The sequence below is a fragment of the Aquabacterium sp. genome (assembly GCF_050725395.1).
GTDB lineage: Bacteria > Pseudomonadota > Gammaproteobacteria > Burkholderiales > Burkholderiaceae_C > Aquabacterium.
On sequence record NZ_JBOHHL010000005.1, the window covers coordinates 109,975 to 130,083 of the forward strand.

At 65.6% G+C, this 20,109-nt stretch carries 15 protein-coding genes, 1 pseudogene and 1 riboswitch; of the genes and pseudogenes, 6 read left to right on the forward strand and 10 right to left on the reverse strand.

Translation table 11 applies throughout. The annotated features are described in order from the left end of the window. Positions 1-8: 8 nt before the first annotated feature. On the reverse strand, positions 9-1,565 hold the full coding sequence (locus tag ACREB4_RS05230) for a methyl-accepting chemotaxis protein (protein WP_431587141.1): 1,557 nt from the start codon (positions 1,563-1,565) through the stop codon (positions 9-11). Between the two features lie 110 nt (positions 1,566-1,675). Here ACREB4_RS05230 and ACREB4_RS05235 point away from each other — a divergent pair, with 110 nt between their 5' ends. Then, on the forward strand, positions 1,676-2,935 hold the full coding sequence (locus ACREB4_RS05235; RefSeq protein ID WP_431587142.1) for an HD-GYP domain-containing protein: 1,260 nt from the start codon (positions 1,676-1,678) through the stop codon (positions 2,933-2,935). A 30-nt stretch (positions 2,936-2,965) separates the two neighbouring features. On the opposite strand, the gene ACREB4_RS05240 is transcribed toward ACREB4_RS05235, so the two are convergent. Further along, positions 2,966-3,892, reverse strand: coding sequence for a lipase family alpha/beta hydrolase (locus tag ACREB4_RS05240; protein ID WP_431587143.1), 927 nt, complete (start codon positions 3,890-3,892; stop codon positions 2,966-2,968). Between the two features lie 107 nt (positions 3,893-3,999). Beyond that, the gene (locus ACREB4_RS05245; protein WP_431587144.1) at positions 4,000-5,619 is read right to left on the reverse strand and encodes a peptide chain release factor 3; all 1,620 of its coding nucleotides are present in this window, start codon (positions 5,617-5,619) and stop codon (positions 4,000-4,002) included. 110 nt (positions 5,620-5,729) lie between these two features. Next, a riboswitch (S-adenosyl-L-homocysteine riboswitch) is annotated at positions 5,730-5,818 on the forward strand. An 85-nt stretch (positions 5,819-5,903) separates the two neighbouring features. Here ACREB4_RS05245 and ahcY point away from each other — a divergent pair. From ahcY to metF, 3 genes are all read left to right on the forward strand, one after another. After that, positions 5,904-7,352: an adenosylhomocysteinase gene (gene ahcY / locus ACREB4_RS05250; RefSeq protein ID WP_431587145.1), complete on the forward strand. Its 1,449-nt coding sequence runs from the start codon at positions 5,904-5,906 to the stop codon at positions 7,350-7,352. A 99-nt stretch (positions 7,353-7,451) separates the two neighbouring features. After that, positions 7,452-8,231 carry a TlyA family RNA methyltransferase gene (locus ACREB4_RS05255; RefSeq protein WP_431587146.1) on the forward strand — a complete coding sequence of 260 codons (780 nt, stop codon included), beginning with the start codon at positions 7,452-7,454 and terminating at the stop codon, positions 8,229-8,231. Positions 8,232-8,253: 22 nt separating this feature from the next. Continuing rightward, positions 8,254-9,099, forward strand: a complete 846-nt coding sequence (metF, locus tag ACREB4_RS05260) for a methylenetetrahydrofolate reductase [NAD(P)H] (protein ID WP_431587147.1) — start codon at positions 8,254-8,256, stop codon at positions 9,097-9,099. A gap of 97 nt (positions 9,100-9,196) precedes the next feature. Here metF and ACREB4_RS05265 read toward each other — a convergent pair whose 3' ends face one another. Continuing rightward, positions 9,197-9,907 carry a PEP-CTERM sorting domain-containing protein gene (locus ACREB4_RS05265; RefSeq protein ID WP_431587148.1) on the reverse strand — a complete coding sequence of 237 codons (711 nt, stop codon included), beginning with the start codon at positions 9,905-9,907 and terminating at the stop codon, positions 9,197-9,199. Between the two features lie 140 nt (positions 9,908-10,047). Beyond that, the gene (locus tag ACREB4_RS05270) at positions 10,048-10,644 is read right to left on the reverse strand and encodes a 5-formyltetrahydrofolate cyclo-ligase (protein WP_431587149.1); all 597 of its coding nucleotides are present in this window, start codon (positions 10,642-10,644) and stop codon (positions 10,048-10,050) included. A gap of 99 nt (positions 10,645-10,743) precedes the next feature. Here ACREB4_RS05270 and ACREB4_RS05275 point away from each other — a divergent pair, with 99 nt between their 5' ends. Both ACREB4_RS05275 and ACREB4_RS05280 read left to right on the forward strand, forming a co-directional pair. After that, positions 10,744-12,930 carry a transglycosylase SLT domain-containing protein gene (locus ACREB4_RS05275; RefSeq protein WP_431587150.1) on the forward strand — a complete coding sequence of 729 codons (2,187 nt, stop codon included), beginning with the start codon at positions 10,744-10,746 and terminating at the stop codon, positions 12,928-12,930. An 8-nt stretch (positions 12,931-12,938) separates the two neighbouring features. Then, positions 12,939-13,904, forward strand: a complete 966-nt coding sequence (locus ACREB4_RS05280; protein WP_431587151.1) for a complex I NDUFA9 subunit family protein — start codon at positions 12,939-12,941, stop codon at positions 13,902-13,904. A gap of 191 nt (positions 13,905-14,095) precedes the next feature. Here ACREB4_RS05280 and ACREB4_RS05285 read toward each other — a convergent pair. The 5 genes and pseudogenes from ACREB4_RS05285 to ACREB4_RS05305 all read right to left on the reverse strand — a co-directional run. Continuing rightward, positions 14,096-14,482 (reverse strand): annotated as a pseudogene (locus tag ACREB4_RS05285) (barstar family protein); the annotation flags it as partial. Positions 14,483-14,591: 109 nt separating this feature from the next. Continuing rightward, the gene (locus tag ACREB4_RS05290) at positions 14,592-15,017 is read right to left on the reverse strand and encodes a ribonuclease domain-containing protein (protein ID WP_431587152.1); all 426 of its coding nucleotides are present in this window, start codon (positions 15,015-15,017) and stop codon (positions 14,592-14,594) included. 268 nt (positions 15,018-15,285) lie between these two features. Then, complete coding sequence (locus ACREB4_RS05295; RefSeq protein WP_431587153.1) at positions 15,286-17,580, reverse strand: NADP-dependent malic enzyme; 2,295 nt, start codon at positions 17,578-17,580, stop codon at positions 15,286-15,288. A 103-nt stretch (positions 17,581-17,683) separates the two neighbouring features. Continuing rightward, positions 17,684-18,802, reverse strand: coding sequence for a GGDEF domain-containing protein (locus ACREB4_RS05300; RefSeq protein WP_431587154.1), 1,119 nt, complete (start codon positions 18,800-18,802; stop codon positions 17,684-17,686). After that, a complete protein-coding gene (locus ACREB4_RS05305; protein ID WP_431587155.1) occupies positions 18,799-20,106 on the reverse strand; it encodes a diguanylate cyclase in 1,308 nt (435 codons plus the stop codon). The genes ACREB4_RS05300 and ACREB4_RS05305 overlap by 4 nt, the downstream gene beginning before the upstream one ends. Positions 20,107-20,109 lie beyond the last annotated feature (3 nt).

Below are 20,109 nucleotides of genomic sequence, written 5' to 3' on the forward strand. Positions count from 1 at the left end.
CCTCAGCCTCAGCCGTGAGCGTGCTCCTCCACCCGGAACACATTCACGGCGCCCGCCAGGCGGCTGGCCTGCTCGCGCAGGCTTTCCGCCGCGGCGGCTGATTGCTCGACCAGCGCGGCGTTTTGCTGCGTCATCTGGTCCAGCTGGTTGACCGCCTGGTTGACCTGCACGATCCCATCGCTCTGCTCCGAGGCCGAGGCACTGATGTCCTGCATCATGTCGGTCACGCGCTGGATCGCCGAGACGATATCGCTCATGGCCTGGCCGGCTTCGCCCACCAGTTGCGCGCCCGAGTCCACCCGTTCGGTGGAGCTCACGATCAGCCCCTTGATTTCCTTCGCAGCATTGGCCGAGCGTTGCGCCAGTGAGCGCACCTCGCTGGCCACCACGGCGAAGCCGCGTCCCTGCTCGCCCGCCCGCGCGGCTTCCACCGCCGCGTTCAACGCCAGGATGTTGGTCTGGAACGCGATGCCATCGATCACACCGATGATGTCGGCGATCTTCTTGGACGAATTGGCGATGTCCTGCATGGTCTCGACGACCTGACCGACCACGCGGCCACCGCGTTGCGCCGCATCGCTGGCCGAGGTCGCCAGCTGGTTGGCTTGCATGGCCGATTGCGCCGAGTGCTTGACGGTGCCGGTGAGCTGCTCCATCGACGACGCCGTTTCCTGCAGGCTGGAGGCCGTTTGCTCGGTGCGGCTCGACAGATCCTGGTTGCCCATGGCGATCTCGGTGGACGCCGTGGAGATGCCGTCGGTGGTGTGGCGAACTTCGCTCACCAGCCGGGCCAGTGAGGCGGACATGGTTTGCAAGGAGCGCACCAGTTGCCCGAACTCGTCCTGGCGGTGGGTCTGGATGGCGACGCTGAGGTCGCCCTCGGCGATGCGCGAAGCGATGTGGATGGCCTCGCTCAAGGGTTGCTTGATCGAGCGGATCAGGAAAGCCGCGCCCGCCACCGCCGCCACCAGCACGCCGACCACCATCAGGCCCGCGATGAGCACGGTGGATCGGCGGCCGGCCGCGATCTCCGCGCGGACATTCACACCTGCCTGGGCTTGCAGCTTGGCGAAGTCTTTCAGGGCACCGAGGTACTCGGCCGAGGCGGGTAGGAAGCGCTGATCGACCGCCGCGCGGGCGGCGTCCAGCTGGCCATCGGCCTTGAGCTTCTTGATCTCGGTGCTCAGCGCCAGCACCTGCTTGCGCTTGTCGGCGATCTTGTCCAGTTGCGCGCGGTCCTGCTCGTCCAGCGGCAGGGCTTGCACTTCCTTCTGCAACTCGGTGATCCTGGCGATGGCGTCGGCGATCGGCTGCTTGAAGCTGGCGGCCACCTTTTCGTCCGCGCTGATGTTGGTGGCCACGCTGCGCACCATGGCCACTTCGCTCATGGACGCCCATTCGTGGGCGACTTCCAGTTTGCGGTCGCTGACCTTGAGTGCGCTTTCCGACCGCTGCTGCTGGTTGGCCGCCCGCCAGGCGGCCAGGCCCACGATGCTCACCATCGCCATGACCAACGCGCCCACGGCCAGCCACAGCTTGCCCGCGATACCTAGATTCCTGAACATGGTGATCCTCATTGATGCCTGGTCAATCTGGCTTATCGGCAGGGCCACCGCTCGGCTTGAATCCGTTAGCATGGGGCAGGTGCCCGACGGGGCGCATCGGCATCGCGATCATGCGCAAAAAAATACCGGTCGGCCAATTGCGGGTGGGCATGTTCATCGACGAGGTGAGCGGCTCCTGGCTGGACAATCCTTTCTGGAAGTCGGCCGTTTTGCTGACCGACCCGAAGGAACTCGCGCAGATCCGCAGCAGCCCCATCAAGGAGGTCTGGATCGACGTGGGCAAGGGCCGCGACGTGGACGATGAGGTGATCGAGGACGCCTTGCCCCGCCAGGTCGACGTGGTCGATGGTGTCGAATTCACGGCTTCCGCAGTCGCCGAAGAGCCCGAGCTGCCTCAAGCAGATTCGGCCGCGCCGCCCACCGTGTCCCTGCAGGATGAGGTCGCCCGCGCCGGCCGCATCTGCGCCAAGGCCCGGGGCGCCATGAAGACCATGTTCCAGGACGTGCGCATGGGCAAGGCCATCGACACCGAGCATTGCCTGCCGCTGGTCGACGACATCACCCAGTCGGTGCAGCGCAACCCCGGCGCCATCGTCAGCCTGGCGCGCCTCAAGACCAGCGACGACTACACCTACATGCACTCGGTGGCGGTGTGCGCCTTGATGGTGGCGCTGTCCCGCCAGCTCAAGCTGTCGGCCGAAGACACGCGCGAAGCCGGTCTGGCCGGCCTCTTGCACGACCTGGGCAAGAGCGCCATGCCGACCGAGGTGCTGAACAAGCCCGGCAAGCTCACCGACGCCGAATTCACCATCATGAAAGGCCACCCGGGCGCCGGCCACCGCCTGCTGCAGGAGGGCCATGGCGTGGGCCCGATCGCGATGGACGTCTGCCTGCACCACCACGAAAAGGTCAATGGCCAGGGCTACCCGCACGGCCTGAAGGGCGATGACATCAGCCTGTTCGCGAAGATGGGGGCGGTCTGCGACGTGTACGACGCCATCACCTCCAACCGGCCCTACAAGGCGGGCTGGGACCCGGCCGAGTCCATCCGCCTCATGGCGCAGTGGGGCAAGGACGGGCACTTCGACGAGGCGGTGCTGCAATCCTTCATCCGCAGCATCGGCATCTACCCCACTGGTTCGCTGGTCAAGCTCAAGTCCGGGCGGCTGGGCGTGGTGGTGGAGCAGGGCCCGCAGTCGCTGTTGGCGCCGGTGGTGAAGGTGTTCTTTTCGACCAAGTCCAACCAGCGCATTCCCCCCGAGCTGCTCGACCTGGGCCACCCCGGGGCGTCGGACCAGATCGCCTCGCGCGAATCGCCGGCCGCCTGGGGCTTCACCGGGCTCGATGACTTGTGGATGGCCCACCGCTGAACGAGCGGCGGGCCTTCTTCTCTGGTGGGATCACAGGCCTTTGAGCTTGAGCCGGTTGGCCTGCGTGCGGTAGAAGGCGACGGGGTCCGGCGCCCCTTTGCCCAACAGGCCGAAGATGTGGTTCATCTCGTCGATGTGGTTCCAGGGATAGTCGTCGCGCAGCACCTTGCCGAAGTGCGTGGAGCACACCGGCAGGGTGCCGTCGCTGGGCACGCTCGACGCCACCATGGCCAGATCCGAGAGGTCCCAGGCATTGGTCTTGGGTTGATTGCCGGTGACCGAATACAGGTACATGCCAGCCTCGAATTCCTTGCCGTCCAGGCCGCAATAGGTGGACGGTACGCCTGCAGGGAAGCGGGTGGCGAAGGCGTTGACCTCCTTGGCGAAGTCCTTGGCCGCCTCCACATCCTGTGGCAGTTGGCTGTTGCCCGACACCCAGGCCACGAAGGAGCCGAAGAAGGTGGTGAGCTTGCTGTAGTTGGTGATGAGGTCGTTGACCGGGTTGTTGCCGTCTTCCACCGTCATGCGCGAGGGGCTGGCTACCGTGGTGATGCTGGCCACCAACTCAGGCGCCACGCCGGCCACGTAGCGGGCGGTGGGGCCGCCCTGGCTGTGGCCGATGAGGTTGAACTTCTTGACCCCGTCGCGTGCCGCCCAGGCGCGCATCTGCTGCAGCAATTGCTCGCCCCGCAACTCGCTGCTGTTGACTTGGGACACCGCCGCCACGTACACCGTGGCGCCGTTCTTGCGAAGGTCGCTGGGCACTTGGTAGAAGTAATCGACGCCCAGGATGTCCTTGAAGCCCATGAAGCCATGCACCAGCACGATGGGGTACTTGGTCTGGGCCGTCGTGGAGGCGGCCGTGGCTGCCTGGGCGGATGACAGTGGCAGCAAGCCTGCCGCCACGGCGAGCGTGATGGAGGTGGCAGACAGGATGGCGGACAGTGCTTGGCGCATGGGATTCCTCGGCGGTCATATTGTTACGTGGTAGAACTAATTTTCACCACGCTCCGTTCGACCGGATATCCGGGATTACGAGCCCACCAAACCAGGGGTGGCCCATCTCACTGCTGCGAGAGACTCAACCCCGCGTGCTCCCGCAGCGGGTGGAAGTGGATGTTCGGGTGCCGCTCCTGCGTCAGGCGCAGGTCGTAGGCCGAGGTCATCATGTAGGCCAGGGTGTCGGCCGCGTCATGGGCCAGCTTCGAAGCGTTCTCGTCGGTGAATTTCTTCAGGTCCGCCGCCGAATCAGACGTGATCCAGCGCGCGCCGGTGAAGCGGCAGGGCATCAAGCGGATGTCCACGCCGTACTCGGCCTTCAGGCGGTGCTGCACGACTTCGAACTGCAGTTGCCCCACGGCGCCCAGCAGCATCGAGCCACCGCTGTCGGGTTTGAAGACCTGAATGGCGCCTTCTTCGCCCAACTGCATCAATCCTGCTTGCAATTGCTTGCTTTTCATGGGATTGGCGAGTTCGACCGTCTGGAACAGCTCAGGCGCGAAAAAGGGCAGGCCGGTGTACTGCAAGGTCACGCCATCGGTGATCGTGTCGCCCAGCTGCACGCCGCCGTGGGTGGTGAAGCCGATGATGTCGCCCGCGTAGGCTTCATCGACCGCCTCGCGGCGTTGCGACAGGAAGGTCACCACGCTGGTGGGGCGCAGTTCCTTGGCGGAACGCTGCACCTTGAGCTTCATGCCGGGCTCGTACTTGCCGGAACACACGCGCACGAAGGCGATGCGGTCACGGTGGGACGGGTCCATGTTGGCCTGCACCTTGAACACCACGCCGGAGAAGTTGGGCGCCTCGGGCTGGATCTCGGTCGAGGCACCGGACTTGTCGGTGGACAGGCGCAGGCGGGGCGAAGGCGCCAAATCGACCAGCGCGTCCAGGATCTCTTGCACACCAAAGTTGTTCACGGCCGAGCCAAAGAACACGGGCGTCTGCTTGGCCGCCAAAAACAAATCGAGGTCGAAGGCGGGGGCGGCGCCGGCCATCAGTTCCATGTTCTGCTCGGCCAGCTCCCAATCGTGGCCAAAGCGTTCGTGCAGCTTGTCGCGCTCAGCTAACGGCACGGTTTCGTCCTCGCCGCCGCGCTTGTCGGCGCCAGCGTCAAACAGGCGCATGCTCTGCGTGCGCAGGTTGACGATGCCGCCAAAAGCCTTGCCTTGACCCACCGGCCAGGTCATGGGCACGCAGGGCATGCCCAGCTCGGCCTCGACTTCGTCCAGCAGCGTGACGGGGTCGCGGCCTTCGCGGTCCATCTTGTTGACGAAGGTGATGATGGGCGTGTCGCGCTGGCGGCAGACCTCGATCAGGCGGCGGGTTTGCGCTTCCACACCGTTGGCGGCGTCGATCACCATCAGGGCCGAATCGACGGCGGTCAGCACGCGGTAGGTGTCTTCCGAGAAGTCCTTGTGGCCAGGGGTGTCGAGCAGGTTGACCACGTGGTCGCGGTAGAGCATCTGCATCACGCTGGAGGCCACCGAGATGCCGCGCTGCTTTTCGATTTCCATCCAGTCGGAGGTGGCATGGCGCGAGGCCTTGCGGCCCTTGACGGCGCCAGCGATGTGGATCGCGCCCGAGAACAGCAGCAGCTTTTCCGTCAACGTGGTCTTGCCGGCGTCGGGGTGGGAAATGATGGCGAAGGTGCGGCGGCGGCGGGTTTCGGAAAGCAGGGAAGACACGGAACAAGGCTCCAGCGGGCTCGGGAAGGCGATGCGATCGCCAAAGCTGGCATTGTCCCATCCCGCATATTCACTTGTCTAATCCGCATGGGGGGTTTTATACTGGCAGTCCTTTCGAGGAGCGTTGCAAGGCCGTCTTTCATGAAAAGCACAGGCCCCAGGCTCGGAAGTGTTCCCACTGCAACCGCGCTCACCCGCAAGTGTCCCGCTGGGTGAGTTGTATTTTTCCTCGTCTCCCCGGCGTCCCTGCGGCATCGAAATCAATGTTGCTTGAAGGAGCCGCCATGAGCGCTGCACAAAAATCCCTGGTCACCGATCACAAAGGCGTCGATTGCGTCGTCGCCGACATGTCTCAAGCCGAGTGGGGCCGCAAGGAAATCCTGATCGCCGAAAGCGAAATGCCGGCGCTGATGGCCATCCGCAAGGAATACGCCGCCACGCAGGCCCTGAAGGGCGCGCGCATCACCGGTTCGCTGCACATGACCATTCAAACGGCGGTGCTGGTTGAAACGCTGCAGGCCCTGGGCGCCCAAGTGCGCTGGGCTTCGTGCAACATCTTCTCGACGCAAGACCACGCCGCCGCCGCCCTGGTGGCCGCCGGCACGCCCGTCTACGCCTACAAGGGCGAGTCGCTGGAAGACTACTGGGACTACACCCACCGCATTTTCGACTTCGGCCCCAAGGGTTCTGAAGGCGAAGGCCCCAACATGATCCTGGACGACGGCGGCGATGCCACGCTGCTGATGCACCTGGGCAAGAAGGCCGAGACCGACCAAAGCGTGCTGGCCAACCCCGGCAGCGAAGAAGAGCGCATTTTGTTCGCCGCCATCAAGGCCAAGCTGGCCGTGGACAGCACCTGGTATAGCCGCAAGGGCGCCCAGATCATCGGCGTGACCGAAGAAACCACGACCGGCGTGCACCGCCTGAACGAGATGTCGGCCAAGGGCAGCCTGCTGTTCCGCGCCATCAACGTGAACGACTCGGTCACCAAGTCCAAGTTCGACAACCTGTACGGCTGCCGCGAATCGCTGGTCGACGGCATCAAGCGCGCCACCGACGTGATGGTGGCGGGCAAGGTCGCCGTGGTCGCCGGTTACGGTGACGTGGGCAAGGGCTCGGCCCAAGCTTTGCGCGCCCTGAGCGCTCAGGTGTGGGTCACCGAGATCGACCCCATCAACGCCCTGCAGGCCGCCATGGAAGGCTACCGCGTGGTCACGATGGACTGGGCCGCCGACAAGGCCGACATCTTCGTGACGACGACCGGCAACAAGAGCGTCATCACCTACAAGCACATGCAGGCGATGAAGAACAACGCCATCGTCTGCAACATCGGCCACTTCGACAACGAAATCGACGTTGCCGAGCTGGAAACGAACTGCACCTGGGAAGAGATCAAGCCGCAAGTCGACCACGTGATCTTCAAGGACGGCAAGCGCATCATCCTGCTGGCCAAGGGCCGCCTGGTGAACCTGGGCTGCGGCACGGGCCACCCCAGCTACGTGATGTCGTCGAGCTTCGCCAACCAGACGATCGCCCAGATCGAGCTGTTCACGCGCCAGGATGCTTATGAAGCCGGCAAGGTCTATGTGCTGCCCAAGCACCTCGACGAAAAGGTGGCCCGCCTGCAGCTGACCACGCTGAACGCCGAGCTGACCGAGCTGACGGACGAACAAGCCGCCTACATCGGCGTGCCCAAGAACGGTCCTTACAAGCCCGACACTTACAGGTATTAACCACCCCCTACGGCCTGACGGCCGCCCCCTTCAAGGGGGCACCACCAGCGGACCGGCCAAGCCGGCTCCGCAGTGGTTGCTGGATCAACCAAAGAAGCCATGCCTCGCGCAGATCAACTCCTCGTTCAACAAGGGCACGCGCCCACCCGCTCGGCCGCCCATCGACTGATTGACGCCAGCGCGGCGCAATGGCTCGGCCCCAAAGGCTGGACCGTCTTGCGCAAGGCGGGCGAAGACCTGCCCGAGGGCACGGAGTTCCGCGTCACCAACGACGATGAACTCCGCTGGGTGTCGCGCGCCGGGCTCAAGCTCGAAGGCGCGCTGGCCGTCATCAACCTCAATGTGTCCGACTGGGTGTGCCTGGACATTGGCCAGAGCACCGGTGGTTTCACCGACGTGCTGCTGGCCAACGGCGCACGCCAGGTCGTGGGCATCGACGTGGGTCATGGCCAGCTGCACCAGCGCCTGAAGGAAGACGGCCGTGTCGTGTCGCTCGAAGAAGTGCACGCGCGGGAGCTCGGCAAGAGCACCTTGCGCGAGCACGCCCCGGCCGATGGCTTCGACCTGATCGTGGCCGACCTGTCCTTCATCTCGCTGTCGACCGTGGTGCCGCACCTCAAGACCTGGCTCAAGCCGGGTGGCCATGTGCTGATGCTGATCAAGCCGCAGTTCGAGGTGGGCAAGGGCAACGTCGGCAAGGGCGGCGTCGTCAAAGACCCGGCCTTGCACGCCAAGGCCCGCGACATGGTGCGCCGCGCCTGCACCGACCTCGGCTGGACCGTGCACAAGGGCTTCAACAGCCCGATCGCGGGGGGCGATGGCAACCAGGAGTTCTTCATCTGGGCATCGTCTTCATCAACCGCGCCGTCTGCTCCTTGAATTTCCTTTGAAAGTTTGAAGCATGAGCACGCTTGCCCCTTCATCCCTGCCGCTGAGCCTTGAATTCTTCCCGCCCAAGACGCCGGAAGGGGTCGACAAGCTGGCGGCGGTTCGCCAGCAGCTGTACCCGCTCAAGCCGCAGTACTGTTCCGTCACCTATGGCGCGGGCGGCTCCACCCAAGACGGCACGATCCAGACCGTGCGGGCGATCCTGTCCGAAGGTTTCGACGCCGCGCCGCATTTTTCGTGCATCGGCGCCAGCCGGGCCGGCGTGAAAGAGCAGCTGTCACAGTTCGCCGCCCAGGGCATTCGCCGCCTGGTGGCTTTGCGGGGTGACCTGCCCAGCGGCTACGGTGGCTTCGGCGAGTTCCGCTACGCCAGCGAACTGGTCGAGTACATCCGCGAGGAAACGGGCGATCACTTCCACATCGAGGTGGCGGCCTACCCGGAAATGCACCCCCAGGCCCGCAACCCGCAGGCCGACCTGGATGCCTTCGTGACCAAGGTCAAGGCCGGTGCCAATGTGGCGCTGACCCAGTACTTCTTCAATGCCGACGCTTATTTCCGCTTCGTGGACGAGGCGTCCAAGCGTGGCGTGGGCATCCCCATCATCCCGGGGATCATGCCCATCACCAACTCGACGCAGCTGATGCGCTTTTCGGATGCCTGTGGTGCCGAGATCCCACGCTGGGTCCGCACGCGCCTGGAAGGCTACGGCGACGACAAGGCTTCCATCCAGGCGTTTGGCCTGGACGTGGTGGCCGAGTTGTGCGCCAAGCTGCGCAGCGCTGGCGTGCCCGGCCTTCATTTCTACACGATGAATCAATCGACCTCGGTGCTGGCCTTGTGCCGGCAACTGGGCTGGTAAGCGGCCACCAGCCGGGGGCGGCCTCCAGATCGGCCGATGCCCCATGAAAAAAGGCTCCCCTTGGGGAGCCTTTTTGTCGACTGGCCGAAGCCGTCGATCAGCTGTTGGCAGCCTTGCGGCGGCGAGCCATCAGGCCCATGCCGACCAGGCCGATGCCCATCAGAGCATAGGTGGATGGCTCGGGCACGGAAGCCACGGTGCCAACCTTGATTTCCTTGATCATGCTGGCAACGTAGCCAAAGTCCGCGGGGTTCAGTTCACGCGCGGTCAGGTACGACTGGAAGGCGGAGGACAGGGTGAAGTTGGAGGCCAGCAGACCCAGGGCGCGAGGCGTGGCCGAGTCGGTCACGCTGGTGCCGACTTCATTGCCGAAGCTGCTCGACACGGTGTTGGCGGTCAGCAGGGACTGGTTGGTCAGGTTCAGCAGGGGGAAGGCAGCCGAGCCAACCAGCAGATCGCCGAACAGCGTGTTGGTGGCCAGGTCGAAGCTGAAGTTCGACATGGTGATTGACGTGGCGAAGGCCTTCGTGAACTTCATGCCCGAGCTGTCGCTGAAGTCGATCAGCAGTGCGCCGTGGTTGGCCGAAGTGGACACGCCTTGAACCGGGTCGGTCAGCACGCCGGTCGTGCTGTTGTAGGTCGAAGCGCCAGCGGCATTGATGGTGTAGCCATTCAAAGCAGCGGTGACGGCGACCAGGTCGAGGGTGACCGAGCCGGTGACGGCCGTGAAAGGCTGGGTGGCGGCGGAGGCCAGACCGGAGAAGGCGATTGCCAGAGCCATTGCGCCGAGCTTGAGAGAAGACTTCATTTGTCGATTCCTTAGTCTTAGTGATCGTTGAAGGGCTCTCGCAGTGGACGCCCTGGGTTTGACTTGACGATGGCTCATCTTGATGCATGCACAGCGCATAACGTATAGGGTTGTCGCGACCCTCCCCCCACTCTGGGGGGTCAGGCGCCCCAGATTTGCAACTCTGTAACAACGCCGATCAGGGGAATGTCGTGGGGCTGAGGGGCGAGCGCGGCCGTGTCGATCCGGGCATGTGACCAGCCCACGCCCACGGCGGTGACGTCGGGGTGAGCCGCCAGGAATCGGTCGAAATACCCCCCGCCGTAACCCAGCCGGAACCCTTCGGGGGTAAACCCCAGGCAGGGCACCAGGACCACGTCGGGCTCGCAAGGCCGGCCATCGGGGCTGGGGATGCCGCACTCGTCCATGGTGCGCAATTCCTCACCTTGCCAGGACCTGTAGTGCATCTGCCGACTCGCCTTGGCGGCCCAGGGCAGCGCCAGTTGGCAAGCCCATTCGCCTTGCGCCTGGAGGGCCGCGGGCCTTGGGTTAAATTCAACCTGAATCGGCCAGAACAGGCCCAGGCATTCCGGCTCCAGTTGGCGCAGCACCTCCAGCAGGTTTTTCTGCAAGGCGGCCTGGGCCTGGGCGAGCGCGCTGGCATCCTGAGCCCAGGTGTTTCGGGTGGCCAGCAGGTGCCGGCGCAGTGCCCCGCGAGCGTCGGGGGCCGGTGGCGCGGTGGAAGGCGAAACAGTCATGGCAAGGACAAAAGGTCAAAACAATTGATACAAGTTAACGAGTATGCAGCTGTTGCGGCAGGGAGACTGTGGGCCAGGGGCCTGATCCTGGCCGGGGCCGTGTGGTGGGGCGGTGCGCCGCCGGCCCATGCGGCCGTCGATGACCTGGGCGTGGTCGAGGCGCGGGAAGCCCTTCGGGTGCGTGACAACCCCCGCCTTTTTGCCGCCCGCGACGCGCTGATCGCCTCAGGCCACCCCTTGGCCCCCTGGGCCGATTTCTGGGCGATGCAGAGCCGCCTGGTGCAGGCCTCGCCCTCCGAGGTGGATGAGTTCCTGGCGCGCTGGCCCCAGACCTACGTGGCCGACCGTTTGCGCAACGACTGGTTGCTGGTGCTGGGCCAACGTCGTGATTGGGCGACTTTCCTGCGCATCCAGCCCGGTTTCCGCATGAATGACGACAAGGAAGTGGTCTGTTACGGGGTGCTCGCCCGCCAGCAGACCCATGCCGTGCCCGAAGGGCCTGGCGACTTGCGCGAACAGGCCCGGCAAGCTTGGTGGGCCCAGAAAGACCCGGACACCGGCTGCATCACCATGGCCCAGGCCCTCTTTCCCGCCGGCGTCCTCACGACCACCGATGTGTGGCGCAAGCTGCGTCTGTCCCTGGAAACCGACAAGCCCAAGGTCGTTCAGCAGACCGCGCAATTGTTGGGCGCCACCGTGGCCCAGGCGGTGGCCCGCCTGGTGGGGCAGCCCCGGGAGTACCTCTTCCCCAGGCCAGTGACGGCCTCGGCGGGCAGGGCCGGCGGCCAACGTGGAGCCGGTGCCCACCTGGAGTCCAGTGCGAAGGGCCGGCCAAAGTCGGGGCGCCACAAAATCGTGCGGCCCAGCGACTTGCCGCAGCTGGCGCCCGCCGTGGCGGGGCTGCCCAAGGAGATCCAGGGGCCGCTGAACCTTTTGGCGCTGATCCGCTGGGCCGCCATGGACGCGCCGGCGGTGGCCGCCGCCCTGGACGATCCCGATGCCCGCACCCGCTGGCAACTGACCGCCGAGGAAGCGGCTTGGGCCTGGGCCCAGGTGGCCCGCCAGAGCGCCTGGCGCTTGCAGCCCGAAGCCCCCGCCTTGTACGAACGGGCGATGGCGGTGGGTGGCGGCTTGTCGCCTTCCGATGTGGCCCGGACCTGGTCGAACGACACCCTCTCGTGGATGGGGCGCGCGGCGCTGCGGGCGGCCACAGCGGGGCAGCCGCAGCATTGGTCGCTGGTGGAGCGTGCCGTGGACGCCATGCCGATCGACCAGCAGCAGGACCCGGCCTGGGTCTACTGGAAAGCGCGGGCCCTGATGGCCCGTCCGGCCAACCCGGCTGTGCCCGTGCCAGGCGCTGCGCAACCCGCCGACGCCCGCCAGCAAGGGCGTGAACTGATGGCGCGCATCAGCGGCACGACCAGTTTCTATGGCCTGTTGGCCGCCGAGGATCTCCAAGGCGCGCCAGCGAAGGCCCCCGCCAGGCCCGCCGCCCTGAACGACGCCGAAAAGGCCGAAGCCCGCGCTTTGCCCGGCATCGACCGCGCCATGCGCCTCTTCGCGCTGGGTTGGCGCGGCGAGGCGGTCCGTGAATGGAACTACACCGTGGGCTACAGCAAGGTGGGGGGGCTGAGCGACCGCGAACTGCTGGCCGTGGCCGACGTGGCCTGCGAGCAAGAAATCTGGGACCGCTGCATCAACACCAGCGAGCGCACCCGCGTGGAGGTGGACCTGTACCAGCGCTTTCCCACGCCCTACCGGCGCGATGTGCAGGCCGCCGCCCAGGAAGTCGGCCTGGACCCTGCCTACATGTATGGCCTGATCCGCCAGGAGTCGCGCTTCATCGTTGCCGCCCGCTCCAATGTGGGCGCCGCGGGCTTGATGCAGGTCATGCCCGCCACGGCTGCCTGGACCGCCAAGAAACTGGGCATCGCCTACACGCCCGACCTCATCACCGACCGCCTGACCAACATCAAGCTGGGCGCGGGCTACCTCAAGCTGATCCAGGACGACTTCGACGGCTCCCAGGCCATGGCCGCCGCCGCCTACAACGCCGGCCCCGGGCGGCCCCGCCGCTGGCGTGAAGGCCCGCGCCTGGAAACCGCCGCCTGGGCCGAGAACATCCCTTTCAACGAGACGCGCGATTACGTGAAGAAGGTGCTCGCCAACGCCGTGCTGTACGGCCATGTCTTGCAAGGACGTCCGTTGTCGATTAAAACGAGGCTGGGTGGCACCATCGGGCCTCGGCCCAGGAACGAGCCGCCTCCCCAGCAAGACTTGCCCTGAGGCCACAGATGAAACGATGGTTGGTGTTGGGCGGCTCCGGTTTCGTGGGCCGGGCCTTGTGCGAACAACTGGTGGACCAGCACGGCGGGGGCGGCGTCCGCATCACCGTGCCCACCCGACGCCGGGCCCATGCCCAGCACCTCCTGCCCTTGCCCACGGTCGACGTGGTCGAGGCCTCCGTGCACGACGAAAAAGCCTTGATGCGCTTGCTGGCCGGCGTCGACGCCGTGGTCAACCTCGTCGCCATCCTGCATGGCAGCAAGGACGAGTTCGAACACGCCCACGTTGGCCTGCCCCAGCGTCTGGCGGCGGCCTGCGTGCGCGCTGGGGTCCGGCGCGTGGTGCATGTCAGCGCCCTGGGCGTGCCCGACGACCCGGCCTCGGCGCCGTCCAATTACCTGCGCACCAAGGCGGCGGGCGAGCTGGCCTTGCGCGCCGCCGGCCTGGACCTGACCGTGCTGCGCCCCAGTGTGATCTTCGGGGCGCACGATCGTTTCCTGAACCTGTTCGCCCGCCTGCAGGCTGCCTTCCCGGTCGTGCCGCTGGCGGGCAGCGACGCCAGGTTCCAGCCCGTGTGGGTGGGCGATGTGGCCCGGGCGATCGCGCGTTGCCTGGCCGACCCCACGACTGCAGGCCAGACGTATGAATGCGTCGGGCCGCAGGTCTACACCTTGAAGGAATTGGTGGAGATGGCGGGTCGCTTCAGTGGCCACCCCCGGCGGGTGGTGCCCGTGCCCGGCTGGGTGGGGCGGGCGCAGGCCTTCGCCATGTCGGTCCTGCCTGGCGAGCCCTTGATGTCGAAGGACAACCTGGATTCGATGCAGGTGCCCAATGTGGCCACCGGGCGTTGGCCTGGTTTGCCGGCCCTGGGCGTGGCACCCACGCCAGTGACGAGCATTGCGCCCATCTACCTGCGTGGAGGGCACGCAGGGGGCGAACAACTCGACGACTGGCGCTCCCGCGCCGGCCGTTGAGCCCCGGTTCAGGCCACCAGCAGCATGGCCGTGTCGAACGCGCTGCTCATGGGCGGCAGGTTCATGGTCATGGGCTGAGGCGCGTTTTTCGACACCTTGGTCGGCTTGACGACGACGGCGGGCGCGGCATCGTTTTGAGCGACTTCAGCGCGGTCCCAATTGCCGGCGGACTCTTTGCCCGAGACGGCGATGGAATAGAACACGCGGAAGGCGATCTTGCGCTCGCTCCAGAAGTCGGCGGCATCGCGGAAGGAGTCGAGCAGCAACTCGCGGGTTTCGCGGTCGAACTTGACGCCGTCCGGGATCAGTTCCAGCACCACCACGAAGCCTGGCTGCGGACCCGACTTGTGGACCAGGTCGGTCATGCAGTCGTAGAGCGCGTCCATGTTCTTGCCGAAGTGGTCGGGGAACAGGAAGTCGCGGGCGATGATGTCCAGGACGTCCTGCTTGGACTGGGCTTCGCTCAGGTTGGTGTACAGGAAGTGCTGCCCGGCATCCAGGGCCGCCTGTTGCAAGTCTTCCGGGCGAAAGGCGCGGATGGATTGAACGATGTTGGGTCGAACGGATTGCAACAACATGATCGCTTGGGGCCGAGAGTGCATTGACATGCGCATTGCCCTCGTGGGCCAGATTTTGAAGGTCGAAGAAAAGGACAAAAGAACGAAGCAGCCGAGAGCCGGTGAGGACTCAGTGCCGGGGATCAATGGGTTTGAAGCTGCTGTAGTGATCCTCGGTATAAAAACAAGTTTCAGGGATTTGCACTACTTCACCTCCGCAAACGATGCGCCGGGCACCTCGGGTACGCGATCCTGGTGTAGGCACCGTGTACTCGTGGTAGAACCCACGCGGTTTTCGAGGCAAGGCACGCTCCCTGTTGCCAAAGACGATGCCGTCCTTGGCGTATCTGAAAGGACCACCCGCCAGAATGCGCCGGTGGACGTCCTGGGCCTGGGGCGGCAACTGCGACAAACCAATCGCTGACGCGGAGTCAACGAGGCTGGGCGCCGATGCCGCTGGCCTGGACCGAGCCCAGGCTGAAGAAACGCCAACGTCTGACAGTGCCGCGCAGCTCAACAAGCTTGCCCACATCAACCAGGAGGCCGTTTTGGCCATGCCGCTGGCAATGCTTTGGGCCTTCCTTGAGGGGCTCCGTGAATCGGTTGAAAACTGCTTCACGTTCGCGCAAGACACCGACATTGCTGTGTTTCCAGCCTTGAATTCAGCCTGAACAGCTCAGGTCTCCAAAAGCCGTGATGCTACTGAAATCGGGCCAAAAGCTCAAGGCCCCAGCCCCGGAAATCCGGTGCGCAGGGGCCTTTGCGTGGGGGGTTGACAGTTTGTGGTATATGACGTTTTTTTGACAAACGTCCGTTTGAAGGACTCAGCGGACCGCGTTGGCCTCTGCCACGGTCATGGCCGTCATGTTGACGATGCGCCGCACGGTGGCCGAGGGCGTCAGGATGGTCACCGGCTTGGCCGCGCCCAGCAGCACGGGGCCCAGCGCGATGCCCTGGCCGGCCGCCTCCTTGAGCAGGTTGTAGGCGATGTTGGCGGCGTCGATGTTCGGGCAGACCAGCAGGTTGGCCTCGCCGGCCAGGGTGCTGCGGGGCATCAGCTCAGCGCGGTAGGTGGCGTTCAGGGCAGCGTCACCATGCATTTCGCCGTCGATTTCCAGCCAGGGGGCACGTTCCTGGATCAGGCCCAGGGCCTCGCGCATCTTCAGGGCCGAGGGGTGGTTGCTGGAGCCGAAATTGGAGTGCGACAGCAACGCCGCCTTGGGCCGCTGGCCGATCCGCATCATCTCTTCGGCCGCCATGATGGTGATTTCGGCCAGTTGCTCGGCCGTGGGGTCGTAGTTGATGTGGGTGTCCAGGATGTTGACCTGGCGGCCCGGCAGCAGCAGGCCCGTCATGGCGGCGTAGGTTTTCACACCCGCGCGCTTGCCGATGACCTGGTCGATGTAGTGCAGGTGCAGGGGCGTGTTGCCCCAGGTGCCGCAGATCAGGCCGTCGACCTCACCCTTGTGCAGCAGCATGGCGCCGATCAGGGTCAGGCGGCGGCGCATCTCGATCTTGGCCAGTTGCTCGGTCACGCCCTTGCGGTCGGCCAGGCGGTGGTAGGTCTGCCAGTAGTCGCGGTAGCGGTGGTCGCTCTCGACGCTGACCACCTGGTAGTCGACGCCGGCCTTCAGGCGCAGCCCGAAGCGCTCGATGCGCTGCTCGATCACCTGTGGGCGGCCGATCAGGGTGGGGCAGGCCAGGCCTTCATCCACCAGGATCTGGGCGGCGCGCATCACGCGCTCGTTTTCACCCTCGGCGAAGGCGATGCGCTTGTTCTTGGCGCGCTTGGCCACGCTGAAGATGGGCTTCATGGTCTGGCCCGAGGCGTAGACGAAGCTTTGCAGCTTTTCGCCATACGCGACGAAGTCCTTGACCGGGCGCTGGGCCACGCCGGACGCGGCCGCCGCCATGGCCACCGCCGGCGCGATCTTGATCATCAGGCGCGGGTCGAAGGGCTTGGGGATCAGGTACTCGGGGCCAAAGCTCAAATTGACGCCGGCGTAGGCCTGGGCCACCACGTCGCTCTGCTCGGCCTGGGCCAGTTCGGCGATGGCGTGGACCGCAGCGATCTCCATCTCATCGGTGATGGTGGTCGCGCCAGAATCCAGCGCGCCCCGGAAGATGTAGGGGAAGCACAGGACGTTGTTGACCTGGTTGGGGTAGTCCGACCGGCCGGTGGCCATGATGGCGTCGTCGCGGACGGCCTTGACCTCTTCCGGCAGGATTTCCGGGTTGGGGTTGGCCAGGGCGAAGATGATGGGCTTGGCGGCCATCTTGGCGACCATGTCGGCCTTGAGCACGCCGCCGGCGGACAGGCCCAGGAAGATGTCGGCGCCTTCGATGACCTGGCTCAGGGTGCGCAGGTTGGTTTCCTGCGCGAAGAAGGCCTTGTCCGGGTCCATCAACTCGAGGCGGCCCTCGTAGACCACGCCCGCCAGGTCGGTGACCCAGATGTTTTCGCGGGGCAGTCCCAGCTTGACCAGCAGGCCCAGGCAGGCCAGGGCGGCGGCGCCGGCCCCCGACACCACCAGCTTGACCTGCTTGATGTCCTTGTGGACGACCTTCAGGCCGTTGAGCAGGGCGGCGCCCACGACGATGGCGGTGCCGTGCTGGTCGTCGTGGAAAACCGGGATCTTCATGCGCTCGCGCAGCTTGCGTTCGACGTAGAAGCAATCCGGCGCCTTGATGTCTTCCAGGTTGATGCCGCCGAAGGTGGGTTCGAGCGAGGCGATGATCTGGACGAGCTTTTCAGGGTCGTTCTCGTTGATCTCGATGTCGAACACGTCGATGTCGGCGAATTTCTTGAAGAGGACGCCCTTGCCCTCCATCACGGGCTTGGCCGCCAGGGGGCCGATGTTGCCCAGGCCCAGCACGGCGGTGCCATTGGTGATGACGGCCACCAGGTTGCCCCGGCTGGTGTACTTGAAGACGTTGGCCGGGTTGTCGACGATTTCCTCGCACGGGGCCGCCACGCCGGGCGAGTAGGCCAGGGCCAGATCGCGCTGGTTGGTCAGCTGCTTGGTGGCACTGATGGCGACTTTGCCGGGGGTGGGGAACTCGTGGTATTCCAGCGCGGCTTTTTTCAGTTCGGCGCGTTTTTCTTCGGGGGTGGTCATGCAGGGAGCCTTTCAGGGGCGCTGCCGATGTTGGTGGCACCCGACCCTCCATTGTAGGAACTTGAAACGCGGCCCGCGATGTGGGTGGCCGCAGGGTCGCGATTTAACCCGCGATCACCGAGCGGTTGCGCCCTTGCGCCTTGGCCAGGTACAGGGCCTGGTCGGCCCGTTGCAGGAGCTGCTCGGTGGATTCGCCAGCGCGCCAGGCGGCCAGCCCTGCCGAAAAAGTGATCCGCAACTCGGGTGCCTGCGCAGAAAGTTCGGTGCCCAGCAGCACCTCCTTGAGCCTGGCGAGACCATGGCTGCCGGCGTGGCCGGGCTCGGTCTCGGGCATCACCACCACGAACTCCTCGCCGCCCCAGCGTCCGATCAGGTCCGTTTCGCGCAGGCAGGCCCGCGCCTGCTGGGCAAAGGCCAGCAGCACGTCATCACCCACGTGGTGGCCATGCGTGTCGTTCACGCGCTTGAAATGGTCCAGGTCGACCAGGGCAATGCAAAAGCTGCTGCCGCTGCGGGTGGCCCGGTCGCATTCGGCGTCGATGCGGGTTTGCAGGTGCTGGCGGTTGAACAAACCCGTGAGTGGGTCACGCAGGGCGATCTGCCGGACCCGTTCGGTGGCGGCGGCCAAGTGGGCCTTTTCGTCGGCCATGCGTTGGCGCGACAGGCCGAAGTTGCGCGATTGCCAAGTCAGCAGGCCCAGGATGAAGCAGGTCGGGAACACTTGGAAGGCCTCGTCGGCGGGGTTGAAGCCGGGCGAATGGAGGACGGTCATGGTCACCCACATGGTCAGCAGCATGGTGATCGTGGCGCCGCCCGCCAGCACGGCCGAGCGGGGGCGCAGGCTGATGAAGCCAAAGACCTGAATGAGGCACAGGATCTGCAGATTGCCGGTCCGCATGACGGGCGCCACGGCATAGCCCAGCACGACGGCGGCGCTGGCCCAGATGATCTGGACGGCGACCAGGCCAGGGTCGTCGTATCGGAGGGTGTACCCGCTCCGGATCAAGGGGTAGAACAGGCCGATGGCGATGAGTTCATGGGTGGTGAAGACCCAAGTCCAGGTCCTTTCCTCGTCAGACAGCAAATTCGGGGCGATGTACCACCAGATGAGGGCGAGGAAGCCGAGGTAGACACCGGTGCCGAGCAGGCACATGCCCAGGGTCGTGCGTCGCCGGGGATCGGTGGTCAGGATCAGCTCGACCAGTGGCTGCCACTTGTTCATGTCGTGGCGTGGGACAAATCGCCCGAGCCGAGGGTCCGGTCGCGGCCCTGCGCCTTGGCGAGGTAAAGGGCGGCGTCGGCCCGTTCGAGGGACCGGGTCAGGGCGTCTCCAGGGGCGTGCTCGCACACCCCGGCGGAGAAGGTCACGGCCAGCGCGGGTGCATGCCTGGTCCAATCGTGCTGGAGAACGGCCTGACGCAGGCTTTCCATCATCTCAAGGGCATGGGTTTGGCCGGCTTCGGACAGCAGGACCAGGAATTCCTCGCCGCCCCAGCGTGCGACCGCATCGCTGCCCGAGAAGGCGCTTTGGGCCAGGGTGGCGAAATCGCGCAGCACGGCATCGCCCACGGCATGCCCGTGTTGGTCGTTCACCTGCTTGAAGAGGTCGATGTCCAGGAGGGCCACGCAAAACACGCGGTGGCTGCGCTGCTGGCGGCGCACTTCGTCCTCCAGCAGGCTCAGCATGTGGCGGCGGTTGAACAGCTGCGTCAGGCCATCGCGGATGGACAGGGCGTTGAGCTGCTCGAAGGCCGCGGCCATGGCGGCCCGCTGGTCAAGGCGACGTTGGTGCAAGCGTCGGCCCACCTTGGTGACGATCAGCAGGGTGGGCATGGTCAAGCCGGCCGTGGCGATGGCGGCCATGGCGGATTTCAAGTGCGTGGCCGCCGGCGCCAGCCACCAGGTGAGCAGCAGCATGGCCACCAGCAGTCCCAGGCCCCCAAACGTGGCCACTTGCGCCTGGCGGCCGTTCAGGCGGCGCATGTCGAACACCAGGACCAGGCACATCCATTCCAGCGCCATGCCTCGCGACGACTCGATGATGGCGTAGGACAGGCAGACCGTGCTCAGGCTGAACAGCACTTGCGGAAAGGCCAGGGTGGGCTCGCGGCGGTGGGCCATGAGGCCGGTGCGCAGCACGCCATAGAAGCCGGCCAGTCCGACCAGGACGTGGCTGCCCAGGACCCAGGCTTGCCACGGCTGGACGCGTTGGAACGCCACCGCGCAGACCATCAGCGCCATGGCGAAGGCGTAGGCTGGCAACATCCACAGCAGGCGCTTGACCCCTTGGCGCACAGGGCCTGCGGGGCCGAGCACCGCCCGGGCGAGAAACGACTCGCCCTGGGTGGGGTGCTGTGGCGCCAGGTGCAGCGCCAGGGAGGGGGCCATGTTTTCCATGAAGTGGGGTGGTGGTGCCGGTGGACGGTCTTCGCCGTTGATTTCGGGTGCGGGGGCGCGCAGGTTGAGGCGGTTTTGCACCAGGTGGTGGCCTTGCCGTGAATCGCGCACGGTCCGCGCGACAATCACCCC